A 12,867-nucleotide genomic window follows, 5' to 3' on the forward strand; every position below is an offset into this window, starting at 1 on the left:
TTGGGATTGCGTGTCCGATATTGGGAAGAAGAGTGTCAATTGATATAATTTCGCGAGGGACGATGAGTAGAATTTGCATTTCGATTTGCGACAGCTCGAATGCGGAAACAGTTTATTTTAAGTCGAGCGATGTAGAAATGGTCGATGCGTTCAGTTTCGAACGGCGCTTCGCATGTTCGCGCAGGGCGCCAACCAAATAAAGAGAACCCGTCACAAATATTGCGTCATCGGATGCCGCAGAAGAAATCGCCTCATCAAACGCCTCCGTGGGGTCAGGTACGATTCGGCAGCGACGCGCGAGGTGTGACGTCATTTCCGCTAGCAGTGGAGCGGAAATCGATCGGCCCTGGGAAGGTTCCGTGAAGATGACCTCATAAGCCAGGGGGAACAGCAAGCCTGCTATTTCGTCGACGGCTTTGTCGCGCATTGCTCCGTAAACGAGCCAAACGCGTTTCCCGGTGAGGTGTTCCTGCCAGAAAGCAGCAAGTTCGCGCGCGGCGGCCGGATTGTGTGCGCCGTCAAAATAGATGAAAGGCTCTTCGCAAAGACGCTCCAGCCGGCCGGGCCAGCGAGCGTTCTCAATGCCCCGCGTGATTGCTTCGTCGCTGATGGAAAATCCCCGCGCAGCCAAGAGTTGCGCCGCTGTCGCTGCGGCTAGCGCATTGCGTATCTGGAATTTTCCTCGCAGGGGAATTTTCAAGCTGAGCTGCTTATTCGAATTCGCCGGCGTTGCCGTCACGCGATAAAATCCGTCCAAATCATTTGCCGATTCGATCCTCCACGCCGAATCGATTTCTACGAGACGCGCATCGAGCTCTGCCGCGCGGCGTGCAATCACGGCGCGAGCTTCCGGCCGCTCCGCTGAACTGACCACCCAGCCTCCGGGCTTGATAATCCCGGCCTTCTCCGCAGCGATTTCGGCAATGGAATGGCCCAGGAAATTTTCATGGTCCATGTCCACTTGCGTGATTACGGCGACTTGCGGCTCCAGAATGTTCGTCGAATCCAACCGCCCGCCCATACCGACTTCGTACACCGCAAAATCCACCGGCCGCCGCGCGAACGCTGCGAAAGCCATAGCGGTCATGCACTCGAAGAAAGTGGGATGGGCGGCAAGCTGGCCGGACGCTAGCAGAGTCTCGATGGCCGATTGCACTGTGGAAAATACTCCTGCAAATTCTTCGTCGGAAATTGATTCGCCATTGAATTGAATCCGCTCGTTGATGCGTTCCAGATGGGGCGAAATAAACAACCCTGTTGAAAGGCCCGCTGCCCGCAAAATCGATTCCAGCATTGCCGCCGTGGAGCCCTTGCCATTTGTCCCGGCGATGTGCGCTGAGGGCACGGCGCGATGCGGAGCGCCAAGATGCTTCGAGAGAACACGAATATTTTCGAGGTCGAATTTCTGGACATGCGCTTGCCGCGGCGCTGCGAGCTCCTTGCCGAGGGCGAGGAGCATTCGGACCGCTCTTTCGTAGTTCACATTACCCGACGAAGAAATCGAGGGAGCGCGAGACATAGCGTTTCAGATCCTTGCGGTGCACTATCGCATCGAGGAAACCATGAGACAGCAGAAATTCGGCGCGCTGGAAGCCTTCGGGCAGCTTTTGCCGGATGGTTTGTTCAATGACGCGCGGTCCTGCGAAGCCAATCAATGCGCCAGGTTCGGCGATATTCAAATCCCCGAGCATGGCAAAACTTGCTGTTACGCCACCGGTTGTGGGATCGGTGAGGATGGAGATGTACGGGACGCGTGATTCATCCAGCCGCGCGAGAGCGGCGGAGACTTTGGCGAGCTGCATTAGGCTCACCATGCCCTCCTGCATGCGCGCGCCGCCCGAGCAGGAAACGATAATGAGCGGCATCTTGCGTTCGGCGGAACGCTCCGCCGCGCGCGTGACCTTTTCTCCGACCACCGCTCCCATCGAGCCACCGGCAAAGGCAAATTCCATCGAGCAACAGTTCACCGGGCGCCCATTCATGCGGCCTTCAACGCTGATCACGGCATCGTTGATGCCCAGCTTGTCCTGCGCTTCCCGCAACCGCTTCGAGTAAGGTTTCGTGTCGACGAATTTCAGCGGATCGGTCGACGCCAGGTCTGCGTCGTATTCGGTCCATTTGCCATCGTCCAGCAGAAGCTCAAGACGTCGTTTGGCGTCGAGCCGGAAATGATTCTCGCATTTGGGGCAAACTTCCCAATTCGCTTCGAGGTCTTTTTTCCAGATAATGGCGCGGCAGTTCTCGCACTTTACCCACAGACCTTCCGTCTTCACGCGCCGCTCTTCACTGGGCGGCGTTTCGGTCGGCTTGTTTTCCTTTTTGAACCAGGCCATAGTCGGAAAACTTTCCCGTTCAGTAGTCGATTCCGCGCTGTGCAAGAATTCCTTTGGTGTACGGATGCTTCACTTCGCGCATTTCCGTCACCAAGTCTGCCAGTTCCACCAATTTCGGATGGGCATTCCGTCCGGTGCAGATAACGTGAACATGGCCAGGCCGCTTTGCCAGCGCCCCGACGACTTTTTCCGGATCGAGAATCTTATAACTGATTACATAGTTGATTTCGTCCAGAATCACCAGATCATATTTGCCGCTGTAAATCTGCTCGCGGCCGTAATTCCAGCATTCTTCGCATAACTTCTGATCTTCCGGATCCGTTTCCGCTCCGCCGATCTTGATGAACCCGCGGCCCATGGGACGTATCTCGAATTTGTCGTCGCCCAGCATTTTTGCAGCGTCGAGCTCGCCATAATGCCATGAGCCCTTGATAAACTGCACCATGAGCACGCGTAGCCCCTGGCCCACCGCGCGGAACGCCGTCCCGAGAGCGCAGGTCGTCTTGCCCTTGCCCGGCCCGGTATAAACGATCAGCAGGCCTTTCCCTTCCGGCATTTCACCTCGCAGGATATTTCACCAGTCTGGCCGCTGGCACAGAAAACGTCAAGCATTCGAGGCACAATTTGCAGACAGTCATCCGCAAAAGGCGAATGAGACGACACGCGCGTCTTCTTCAGGAAGTCCCTAAATTCGTTCGCACAGATTCCGCGGCACCGGCCACACGCGCACGAGCCTCAGAAGACATCTCATTTTGTTCGCTGCCAGTCTCGCGCACCACGATCCAGATTCCCGGCCGATGAGCGCCATTGTCGTGACAAATCGCGCCAGTGAGTTGTTCGATCTTAAGGCCATGGTCGGCGAACTCCCGCTCCAGAATCGCGCGCGCTTCGTCAATCAAGTCCTTGAATCCCTGCGAAGCCAGCATGGGATCGACATCGCGCGGCGTCGGCGCTTCGATCTCGATGAGGTCATAGTCCTCTAATGGCCGCGTGATCATCAATTCCACTGATGCGGTCGGCGCGTGCGCGTCGTGGATTATGCGAATGGACATATGCGCTATTCTCGCAAATTGCTTTTGCCGAATCAGCTTATTTCGGATAAGGATGGCCAGCCAGAATCGCAAACGCGCGGTAGATTTGCTCGGCGAGCACCACTCGCGCGAACTCATGCGGCATGGTCAGCGTCGAAAGCGAAATTCGGTTTTTCGCTCCGGAGCGTATCTCTTTTGGAAAGCCCTCGGCATCGCCGCAGAAAAAAACAATTTCGCGCACGCCCCGGTCGCGCAGACTTCCCAGCCAGTGCGCGAACTCTGTGGAAGTGAATTGCTTGCCCGCCGCGTCGAGCAAGACGGTCGTCGCGCTGGGATCGATTTTCAGCTTGTGCAAGGACGTCTGGTTCGGCGCGCGAATTTCTGTGATTTCCATTTCCGCGTAATGGCGAATTCGCGCGACGTAGTCATCCATCAGCGCGCGAATCTCCGGGCGGCGAGTCCGGCCGAGCAGGACGAAGCGTATTTTCATTTTCGTGCCGAGCAAATCAGATGTTTCGCTCGATCTCTCAGACGAGGCCGTATTTCTTGCGTTTTTCGAGCAGCGTCTTGCGGCTGATTCCAAGGATTTCCGCGGCTCGCGCGATTTTGTAGTGCGTGGCGTCGAGCGTCGCGCGGATCGCTTCCTTCTCTAGCTCTTCCAGTGAGGCGAGTTGTCCACCGCTGTCCATTGCGCTGCTTGCTGCCTGCAGAATCGCCGGAAAATCTTCCCGGCACAGCGTGTCGCTCTTGGCGAAAATCAGCGCGTGCTCGACGGCATTCTTCAACTCGCGCACATTCCCAGGCCAAGAGTAAACTTCCAACGCGCGCATCGCGGCCGCATCAATCTTCGCGCCGGCATGCCCGTGCACAGGGCCAAAGCGCGCAAGGAAATGTTCTGCCAGCAAGCGAATGTCGGTTCCCCGTTCGCGCAACGGCGGAATTGGCAGGACGAGAACGTTCAGCCGGAAATACAAGTCCTCGCGGAAACAACCACTCCGCACGGCACGTTCGAGATCCGCGTTCGTCAGTGCGATAAGCCGGGCGTCCATCTCGAGAGTATCCGTGCCGCCGAGGCGCTCAAATTTCCGTTCTTCGAGCACGCGCAACAACTTCGATTGCACGCCGGGCGCGAGCGCAGCTATTTCATCGAGAACGATTGTGCCCTTTTGCGCGAGTTCGAACCGGCCTGGCTTGCGGGCGACCGCGCCTGTGAAAGCACCTCGCTCATGGCCAAAAAGCTCGGATTCCACGAGCCCCGCGGGAAGGCTCGCGCAGTCAATTTTGAGGAATGGTGCATCACGACGCTCGCCAGCTTCGTGAATCCATCGCGCCAAATGATCCTTGCCGGTGCCACTCTCGCCCGTGATGAGAATGGTCGTCGAGGTATCAGCAACTTTCGCGGCGATTTCTAACAATCGCTGAGTCGCAGGATCAGAGCCGGTCCATTCCAGGCGCGCCTCGCTCATGACCCGGTTCCCGGCACCGCCGACCGGCTGGCGTCGAAATCAACACGCTTCGCGGCGCGCCAAAGCCGTTCGATGTCGTAGAACAATCTCGCTTTCTCGCTGAAGATGTGGATCACGAAATTGCCGTAATCGAGCAGCAGCCATTCCGTACCTGCGCGGCCTTCGCGATGTGGCAAACGCATCCCTTGGGCTCGCAGCTTTTCCTCCACGGCATCTCCGATGGCCTCGATCTGCCGGATGCTCTCCGCCGAGCAAATCAGGAAATACTCCGCAAATGCACCCAGGCCGGCGAGGTTCAAAACGGTAACCGCCACCGCCTTTTTGTCCTCGGCCGCTTCGACGGCCCAAACAATGGCATTAGGTAACGAGTTCAGATTCACCGGTAGAGGGCCTGCTTAAGAATGTAATCTTCCACGGGCGCGGGCACAAGGGCATGAATCGATTGGCCGCGCTTGCGCCGCCTGCGGATGTCCGTTGATGAGACATAGCTGGACACAGCCGTGAGCAAATACGCAGTCGATTTGCGCAGCGAAATCGCGTCACGATCAGCTGGCTTCGCGGCGCTCAGCATTTTCGGAGGAATCACCTCTCGCAGCTTGTCCAATTTGAATCCCGGCCGGCTTGCGATGATGAAATCGCAGGAGTCGAGGAACTCTTCATAACTTTTCCAAGCCGAAATTTCGAGAAACGAGTCCGCACCCACGATGAAGTAGATCTGCTCATGCGTGTGCTCCCGGTGAAAACAGCGGACCGTGTCTATGGAATAAAACACATTCGCTTTTCCGGTCTCTGGAGGCGCTTCGGCCAGCGAAGGCACAAATCGCGAATTTCCGGCGCACGCAAGGCACACCATTGCGTAGCGATGAGCGAATCCAGCCAATTCCTGCGGCTTTTTATGAGGAGGCCGTGAAGATGGCAGGAAATAAATCTCGTCCAGACGAAAACGCTTCGCGGCTGCCTTCGCGACCGCCACATGGCCATTGTGAATGGGATCAAACGTGCCGCCGAAGATTGCGATCGCGCGCGATCCGCGCTTACGAATTCCTCGCCGCGACCTCAACGCTCCTCCGGATGGGGCAGCGTTTCGCTCTCAACTCCTTCGGGAATGCCTCGTGCGAGCTGTCCTTCCGCTTTTGCGGAGATCTCTCCAGTGGAGCGCTGCGGTCTCGGTAGACGATCCAATGCATCGGCCATGGCGCGCACCAGCGGCTGGACGCCTGCGCCGGTCGCAGAAGATATCGCAAAAAATGGCAGCTTTTTCTGCTCCGCAAAGTTCCGCAGGCGATCCAGTCGTTCGCGATTGGTCGTCGCATCAAGCTTGGTTGCCACAACAAACTCGGGCTTCAAAAGCAGCGCTTCGCTGAAGGCGCGCAGTTCGTTTTGGATAATCTCGAAGTCGCGCACCGGATCGCGGTCATTCGCGTCGCTCGTGTCGACAAGATGCGCAATCAGGCGCGTGCGCTCGATATGCTTCAGGAATCGAATCCCAAGTCCGACGCCTTCGTGAGCGCCTTCGATCAAACCTGGCAGGTCCGCCACGACAAATGTCCGGCCGGTTCCCGGCGCGGCATCCGGATCGGCCGAGACGACGCCGAGGTGCGGCTCAAGCGTCGTGAACGGGTAATCCGCAATCTTCGGCCGGGCCGCGGAAATGCGCGAGATAAATGTCGATTTCCCGGCATTCGGAAATCCGACCAGTCCCACGTCCGCCAGAAGCCGCAGCTCCAAACGCAGATGACGCTCCTGTCCTGGCTGGCCATCCTCGTGTTCTCGCGGCGCCTGATGCCACGGCCGCACAAAGTGCGGATTTCCATTGCCTCTTCCGCCGCGGCCGCCGCGCGCCGCCAGATATCTCTCATCAGGCGCCACAAAATCGTGGAGTTGCTCGCCGGTTTCTTCGTTAAACACGACCGTGCCAACAGGCACCTGCAAAATCAAATCTCCGCCCGATTTGCCATGGCAGTTCGAGCCTTCGCCATGGCGCCCCCGATCCGCTTTGAATTCCCGATTGTAGCGATACCGCAGCAGCGTGTTGTCATTCTCTGTGGACTCAATATAGATGTCGCCGCCGTTGCCGCCATCGCCGCCCGATGGCCCGCCGCGGGGCACATACTTTTCCCGTCGAAACGCGACGCAGCCGTTTCCGCCGTTGCCACCCCTCACAAAGATCTTCGCTTCGTCGACAAACACTGCTGTGCCTCTTTTGTTCTCAGGGAAAGGATACGCCAGCACTTACCGGAAATACAAAGGAACAGAACGGGAAGCCACCACATCCACGGAAGCAATACCCGGGATTCAGGAAGGCCGTCTACGCAGAGGTCGTCTTAGGCGACGCTTTCGTTTCTTCCACAGGCAAAACGCTGATAAAGCGGCCCTTCTGACCCTTGTCTTCAAATCGCACAATGCCCGTAATCAACGCAAAAAGCGTGTCATCCTTCGCGCGGCTGACGTTTTTGCCGGGCTTATAGCGCGTTCCGCGCTGGCGTATCAGAATGCTTCCGCCGTTCACGAGCTGTCCGCCGAAGCGCTTCACGCCCAGCCGCTGCCCGTGCGAGTCACGTCCGTTTACCGATGAACCGCCGCCCTTCTTGTGTGCCATGCCGAAAACCTCTATTCGATCTTGATGTCGCCGACTTCCACGGCCGTGTAGCTCTGCCGGTGTCCGCGCGTAATCTTGTATTGGCCGCCCGTCTTGTATTTCATGACCAGGCGTTTCGTCCCGCGGCCTTGTTCCACGATTTTGCCCGTCACCGTGGCCTTTCCGGCCTTGACTCCCGCAAGCAGCTTCTTATCGTCTCCTTGCACGGCCAGCACTTCGTGAAATGTCACTTTGCCGCCGACTTTCCCGGCCAGCTTCTCGACACGTACGGTCTCTCCCGGCGCGACCCGGTACTGCTTGCCCCCGCTGCGAATCACCGCGTACATACAGCCTCCTGAAGCAAACGCGAATTCTTGATTATACGAGTTTCCCGGCTTATTCGTCAACGAATACACGGCATCCCCGGCCTATTTTCGCAGCCCGCAAATGCGTCGAAGACGCACATGAGACGCCACATCGTAAATCAGTTAGACATGCTGCAAACTCGTCTTGGCGGCGAAGAATTCAGGCGTGAGGGTGCGATTTGTCGTAAACCGCCATGAGCTGATCGATGGTGGCATGAGTATAGCGCTGTGTCGTCGAAAGCGATGTATGCCCGAGCAGCTCTTGAATGGAGCGCAAATCCGCGCCATCGGCCAGGAGATGCGTGGCAAATGCATGCCGCAAAGAATGCGGATGTAATTCGCTATTCTGCAGCAGCAATCGGGCGTATCGCTTCACGACGTTCAAAATCGTCCGCTTCGTCAATCGGCCGCCATTGAGGTTTAAAAAAACGGCTTTGAAATTCTCTCGATCGCCCGCGCGCGCCAGGATCTCCTCGCGAGCAGGCCAGTAATTTTCTAGCGCCTTGCCCGCCTTCCCTCCATACGGAACCATACGCTCCTTGCGTCGTTTGCCAAACACGTGCAGCATTTCCTCTTCGCGATTGATGCTGGTCATATCCAGGCCGGTGAGCTCGCTCACGCGCAATCCTGAGGAATAAAGAAGTTCCAAAATCGCCCGGTCGCGCGCAAGGATCATTTCCGCATTCCGCATCTGCCGCGCGGTTTTTGGCTTCACTCTGGTGGCCGAAACTTCTGTGGCCGACGCCGTGGTCATTTCGTCCAGCATTCGATTGATCTCTTCCGCGGTCAATACGCTGGGCACGCGCTTTGGCAGTTTCGGTCTGGCCACCAGCCGGGCGGGGTTTTGCTTCAGCGTCCCTTCGCGAACGCAATACTGCAACATCGATCGCAGAGCGGAAAGCTTCCGTGCGACGGAAGTTTTTTGCAAATTCCGGTCGTAGAGTTGGCCCAGAAATTCCCGGATCACGAGATGGTCAATTTGCGTGAGGGCCATCGGCCGCTCGCCGGGCGGCGTAACGTAGGCCAGGAACTGCTCAAGATCGATCTTGTAATTTTCAATTGTTTTGGGCGAAGCATTCCGCACGTATTCCAGATAGTGCAAATACTTGCCGATCATCGTCTTTAGAGTCGCCATGAGGGTCTTGATGATTATACGCGCTGCGGCGAGGTGCACTGCGAAAGCGCGCGTCGAACAGCCTCGCCGAGGCTCACGTCTTGGCAGGAACTTCCATGGCCGGCTCCAAAGCCGGCGATGGAGATGCGTTTGCCGCTTCTTCTTGCACCGCAACTTCGTAGTCGCATCCCTCGTTCAAGCACGCTCGGTATGTGCCCTGTTTCGTCCGCTTCATCACGGTGAATGGTGCGCCGCACTTTGGGCATGGCCCTGGAATCGGCTCATGGGGCGTTGTAAAGTCGCAATCCGGATAGCGGCTGCAGCCGTAGAAAATGCGGCCTCGGCCGCGACCTTTCGCCGCGCCGCGCCGGACAAATTCTCCTTCACCGCACTTGGGACACTTGATGCCCAGCGTGATGGGCCGCGTGTACTTGCACTTTGGATACTTCGAGCAACCGATGAATTCTCCAAACCTTCCGTGGCGTTTTAAGAGCTGCTCGCCGCACTTCGGACACTTCTCGTCCAGCGGCTCGTCTGGCTGTCGCGCTTTTTTCGTACCCGCGGCCAATCGCCTCGTGGTCTTACAATCGGGATAGCCCGAGCATGCCAGGAATTGCCCGAACCGTCCGCGCTTGATTACCATCTCGCGCCCGCAATTGTGGCAATACTCGACGGTATTTTCGCCCTCGACCTCTTCCGTCCCCGTGTCCGAAATATCGCGAATGTAATCGCACTCAGGATAGCGCTCGCACCCAAGGAAGAATCCATGGCGGCTGATGCGTTCGAGCAATTTGCCTTTCCCGCATTTCGGGCAAACTTCATCCGTCGGTATTCCGGCCTTGTAGGACTCCATCTCGCCTTCGGCCTTTTCCAGGTCGTCTTCGAAATGCTTCCAGAAACCCTTTACTGATTTTCGCCAGGGCAATTTGCCCTCTTCGATTTCGTCGAGTTCGTCTTCCAGGCGCGCCGTGAAGCCCACGTCGAAGATGTCCTCGAAACTTTTCACCAGCAGCGTGCTGACCTTCTCGCCGAGCAGCGTGGGCGTGAATCTGCCCTGATCTTTGGTCACGTATTCGCGCTCGACAATCGTCGAAATAATCGTCGCGTAGGTCGAGGGCCGTCCAATCCCTTTTTCTTCCAGCTCCTTGACCAGCGTCGCTTCCGTGTAGCGCGGCGGCGGCTCGGTGAAATGTTGTTCAGGACGAATTTTTTCTAGTCGCAGCTTCTCTCCTTCGCTCACGCGCGGCAGACTTCGGCCTTCGGCATCCGCATCATCTTCCGCTGCAGGCGCAGCGCCTGGCACAGCATCCGCCGCTTCCCCTTTGTCTTCATCTTCTCGTGACGCCGAATAGGCCGCCAAATAGCCATCGAACTTCTGCACTGATCCGCTGGCCCGGAACACATAATCGCCCGCGGCAATATCAATGGTTGTCTGATCGAAAACCGCCGGGACCATCTGCGAAGCGACAAATCGCTGCCAGATCAACTGATACAGCTTGAACATGTCCTCATCGAGGCAGCGCTTCACGTCTTCCGGTGAGCGCGACACATCCGTCGGGCGAATGGCTTCGTGCGCCTCTTGCGCTTGTTTTTTCGACTTAAAGAAGTTCGGCTTCTCCGGCAAATAGCCCGGGCCGTAGCTCGTCCCGATGAAATCGCGCGCTTGCGCCAGCGCCTCGTTCGAGACGTGCACGGAATCCGTGCGCATATAGGTGATCAGCGCAACGGAGCCTTCCTCCCCAAGTTCGACACCTTCATACAGGCGTTGCGCCAGCGTCATCGTGCGCTTAGCGGAAAATCGCAGCCGGTTGTACGCCGCCTGCTGCAGCTTTGAAGTCGTGAACGGCGGCGGCGCCCAGCGGCGCTTTTCCTTCTGCACAACGCTGGAAACCACCCAATTGGCCTTCTCCACGGCGCCGACAATTTCCTGCGCCTTGGCTTCGCTGGGAATCTCGATCTCCTCGCCCTTATAGCGCCATAGCTTGGCCTCAAACGCGGGCGGTTCTCCGGCAGCCAGCAGAACGTGAATCGTCCAGTACTCTTTTGGATTGAATGCGCGAATTTCGCGCTCGCGATCGACAATCAGTCGCAGCGCCACCGTCTGCACGCGCCCGGCCGAAAGCCCCCGTCGCACTTTGTCCCACAACAAGGGCGAGATCTTGTAACCGACCAGCCGGTCAAGCACCCGCCGTGCCTGTTGCGCATCCACGAGGTTCGTATTCAATGTGCTCGCGTGTTCGAACGCCGCTTTGATGGCTTTCGGTGTGATTTCATGGAACATCACGCGAAAAACCTTGCGTTTGTCGACCTTGCTCTTCGGCACCTTCTTGGTCGTGACGTTCCCATTCGACTTGTTCTTCTTTTGGCCTGTGCCGTTTGACCTTTCCTCGCCCTCGGGCTCCACAGCGATTTCGCTGCCCGTAAGGAATTCGACCAGATGCGCCCCGATGGCTTCTCCCTCGCGGTCCGGGTCGGTCGCCACGTAAATCGCATCCGCTTCCTTCCCGATTTTCTTGAGTTCGTTCAGAATTTTCGACTTGCCCGGGAGCACGGTATACGTCGGCTCGAAATCTTTCTTGATGTCTATCCCGAGCTCTTTTTTCGGCAGATCCTTCACATGCCCGTACGAAGCACGCACGGCGTAATTGCGCCCGAGATATTTGTTGATCGTCTTCGCCTTGGTTGGCGATTCCACGATCACGAGTGAACGTCCCATAATCCCTTGTTTTTCCTTCCTGCTCTTCTTTACAGCATCACTTTCAAGAACTGCTTGCCGGGCAATTGCTGCACCAGCCCTTTCATCTCCAACTCAAAGAGCGCCGAGAGTACTTCCGACGAACTCATCCCCGAGTGTTCTACCAAATCATCCACGTGCCTAGCGCTATCGACCTCTAGCATCGCATAAAGTGTCCTCTCAGCCGGCTCCAGGTTCTGTTCCGCCAATGATGCGCGCTCTGCGCTATCCGTTGTTTCAATGGGAACCAGCTCCGCGCGAATCGGTGTCGGCAATTCTTCAATGACATCTTCCCAGCTTGTCACCAGCTTCGCGCCCTGCTTGATCAATTGGTTCGGCCCGAAGCTGACGGGCTGCGTCACGTTCCCCGGCACTGCAAAGACTTCGCGTCCCGATTCCATCGCCAGCCGCGCCGTGATCAGCGACCCCGAATACTGAGCGCCCTCGACCACAACCACTCCCCGCGCCATTCCCGCGATAATCCTGTTTCGAATCGGGAAATTCTGGGGCGCAGGGAACGTCCCCAGAGGAAACTCCGTTATGATGACCCCGCGCTCCTCTATTTCAGCAAAAATTTTTCGGTTCTCTTTCGGATAGATAACGTCTATCCCGCAGCCGAGGACCCCTACCGTCCCGCCGATAGCCGAACTGATTGCTCCTCTGTGTGCGCAGGCGTCAATTCCGCGGGCCAATCCGCTGACAATCACCAGCCCGCGCGCCGCCAGATCCCGCGCCAACCTCTCCGCCATTTGATTCCCATAGGGTGTCGGACGTCGCGTGCCCACCATCGCGATGGCGTGGCGATTTAGAAGTTCAACGTTTCCTTTGACATAGAGCAATGGCGGTGGATCGTAAATTTCTTTGAGCAGTTGCGGATAGCAAGGCTCGTCCCAAGTAACCAGGCGGCATTTCGCCGCTTCTGCCTGTGCCAATTCCTTGGCTGCGGCGCTCATTGGCTGGCGCGAATGAATCGCCTGGGCCACTGCCGCGGGCAACTGTTGCGCTTCGAGCGAGGTCAGTGAAGCATTGAAAATCGCCTCCGGGCTGCCGAACGCACGCAGGAGTTTGCCTGCCATGCGCGCGCCCAATCCTGGGGTGAGCGCGAGCGCCAACCATCCCAAGTATTGGCCGGGCTCCATGGGGTCGAATGCCGACGCGTGAGCCTAGGCGCGGCTATGCGCTATTGTCAAGGATGATGATTTGCAAAGTGGTTATGAGAAGCCGGTTGCGTCCGAGCGAATCCAAG

Annotated in this window: 14 protein-coding genes; all 14 read right to left on the reverse strand. The window is 57.4% G+C overall.

Annotated elements, in window-relative coordinates; all coding sequences use genetic code 11:
• Positions 1 to 112 precede the first annotated feature (112 nt).
• Positions 113 to 1,519 carry a folylpolyglutamate synthase/dihydrofolate synthase family protein gene (locus tag VGR81_09775; protein ID HEV2289227.1) on the reverse strand — a complete coding sequence of 469 codons (1,407 nt, stop codon included), beginning with the start codon at positions 1,517 to 1,519 and terminating at the stop codon, positions 113 to 115.
• On the reverse strand, positions 1,485 to 2,333 hold the full coding sequence (gene accD / locus VGR81_09780; GenBank protein ID HEV2289228.1) for an acetyl-CoA carboxylase, carboxyltransferase subunit beta: 849 nt from the start codon (positions 2,331 to 2,333) through the stop codon (positions 1,485 to 1,487). Before accD ends, VGR81_09775 begins: the two co-directional genes overlap by 35 nt.
• Positions 2,334 to 2,352: 19 nt before the next feature.
• Complete coding sequence (gene cobO, locus VGR81_09785; GenBank protein HEV2289229.1) at positions 2,353 to 2,889, reverse strand: cob(I)yrinic acid a,c-diamide adenosyltransferase; 537 nt, start codon at positions 2,887 to 2,889, stop codon at positions 2,353 to 2,355.
• 118 nt (positions 2,890 to 3,007) lie between these two features.
• Complete coding sequence (locus tag VGR81_09790; GenBank protein ID HEV2289230.1) at positions 3,008 to 3,385, reverse strand: hypothetical protein; 378 nt, start codon at positions 3,383 to 3,385, stop codon at positions 3,008 to 3,010.
• Positions 3,386 to 3,422: 37 nt separating this feature from the next.
• Complete coding sequence (locus tag VGR81_09795) at positions 3,423 to 3,854, reverse strand: 23S rRNA (pseudouridine(1915)-N(3))-methyltransferase RlmH (GenBank protein ID HEV2289231.1); 432 nt, start codon at positions 3,852 to 3,854, stop codon at positions 3,423 to 3,425.
• A gap of 37 nt (positions 3,855 to 3,891) precedes the next feature.
• A complete protein-coding gene (locus tag VGR81_09800) occupies positions 3,892 to 4,830 on the reverse strand; it encodes a sigma-54 dependent transcriptional regulator (GenBank protein ID HEV2289232.1) in 939 nt (312 codons plus the stop codon).
• Positions 4,827 to 5,210, reverse strand: a complete 384-nt coding sequence (gene rsfS / locus VGR81_09805; protein HEV2289233.1) for a ribosome silencing factor — start codon at positions 5,208 to 5,210, stop codon at positions 4,827 to 4,829. Before rsfS ends, VGR81_09800 begins: the two co-directional genes overlap by 4 nt.
• Positions 5,207 to 5,890 carry a nicotinate-nucleotide adenylyltransferase gene (nadD, locus tag VGR81_09810; GenBank protein HEV2289234.1) on the reverse strand — a complete coding sequence of 228 codons (684 nt, stop codon included), beginning with the start codon at positions 5,888 to 5,890 and terminating at the stop codon, positions 5,207 to 5,209. The genes rsfS and nadD overlap by 4 nt, the downstream gene beginning before the upstream one ends.
• Positions 5,887 to 7,020, reverse strand: a complete 1,134-nt coding sequence (gene obgE, locus VGR81_09815) for a GTPase ObgE (GenBank protein ID HEV2289235.1) — start codon at positions 7,018 to 7,020, stop codon at positions 5,887 to 5,889. The genes nadD and obgE overlap by 4 nt, the downstream gene beginning before the upstream one ends.
• Positions 7,021 to 7,138: 118 nt before the next feature.
• Complete coding sequence (gene rpmA / locus VGR81_09820) at positions 7,139 to 7,429, reverse strand: 50S ribosomal protein L27 (GenBank protein HEV2289236.1); 291 nt, start codon at positions 7,427 to 7,429, stop codon at positions 7,139 to 7,141.
• Positions 7,430 to 7,440: 11 nt separating this feature from the next.
• On the reverse strand, positions 7,441 to 7,755 hold the full coding sequence (rplU, locus tag VGR81_09825; GenBank protein ID HEV2289237.1) for a 50S ribosomal protein L21: 315 nt from the start codon (positions 7,753 to 7,755) through the stop codon (positions 7,441 to 7,443).
• Positions 7,756 to 7,933: 178 nt separating this feature from the next.
• Positions 7,934 to 8,908 (reverse strand): tyrosine-type recombinase/integrase, encoded by a 975-nt coding sequence (locus tag VGR81_09830; GenBank protein ID HEV2289238.1) that lies wholly within the window; start codon positions 8,906 to 8,908, stop codon positions 7,934 to 7,936.
• A 73-nt stretch (positions 8,909 to 8,981) separates the two neighbouring features.
• Positions 8,982 to 11,603 (reverse strand): type I DNA topoisomerase, encoded by a 2,622-nt coding sequence (gene topA / locus VGR81_09835; protein HEV2289239.1) that lies wholly within the window; start codon positions 11,601 to 11,603, stop codon positions 8,982 to 8,984.
• Positions 11,604 to 11,632: 29 nt separating this feature from the next.
• The gene (dprA, locus tag VGR81_09840) at positions 11,633 to 12,760 is read right to left on the reverse strand and encodes a DNA-processing protein DprA (protein HEV2289240.1); all 1,128 of its coding nucleotides are present in this window, start codon (positions 12,758 to 12,760) and stop codon (positions 11,633 to 11,635) included.
• Positions 12,761 to 12,867 lie beyond the last annotated feature (107 nt).

Source organism: Candidatus Acidiferrales bacterium (assembly GCA_035934015.1).
Taxonomy (GTDB): Bacteria; Acidobacteriota; Terriglobia; order Acidiferrales; family UBA7541; genus DAHUXN01.

Bases quoted from the DNA above. Each gene is read 5' to 3' on its own strand.
- topA (HEV2289239.1), bottom strand. From the start codon at position 11,603: ATGGGACGTTCACTCGTGATCGTGGAATCGCCAACCAAGGCGAAGACG.
- VGR81_09795 (HEV2289231.1), bottom strand. From the start codon at position 3,854: ATGAAAATACGCTTCGTCCTGCTCGGCCGGACTCGCCGCCCGGAGATT.
- VGR81_09830 (HEV2289238.1), bottom strand. From the start codon at position 8,908: ATGGCGACTCTAAAGACGATGATCGGCAAGTATTTGCACTATCTGGAA.
- accD (HEV2289228.1), bottom strand. From the start codon at position 2,333: ATGGCCTGGTTCAAAAAGGAAAACAAGCCGACCGAAACGCCGCCCAGT.
- VGR81_09790 (HEV2289230.1), bottom strand. From the start codon at position 3,385: ATGTCCATTCGCATAATCCACGACGCGCACGCGCCGACCGCATCAGTG.
- VGR81_09775 (HEV2289227.1), bottom strand. From the start codon at position 1,519: ATGTCTCGCGCTCCCTCGATTTCTTCGTCGGGTAATGTGAACTACGAA.
- dprA (HEV2289240.1), bottom strand. From the start codon at position 12,760: ATGGAGCCCGGCCAATACTTGGGATGGTTGGCGCTCGCGCTCACCCCA.
- rpmA (HEV2289236.1), bottom strand. From the start codon at position 7,429: ATGGCACACAAGAAGGGCGGCGGTTCATCGGTAAACGGACGTGACTCG.
- VGR81_09800 (HEV2289232.1), bottom strand. From the start codon at position 4,830: ATGAGCGAGGCGCGCCTGGAATGGACCGGCTCTGATCCTGCGACTCAG.
- cobO (HEV2289229.1), bottom strand. From the start codon at position 2,889: ATGCCGGAAGGGAAAGGCCTGCTGATCGTTTATACCGGGCCGGGCAAG.
- rplU (HEV2289237.1), bottom strand. From the start codon at position 7,755: ATGTACGCGGTGATTCGCAGCGGGGGCAAGCAGTACCGGGTCGCGCCG.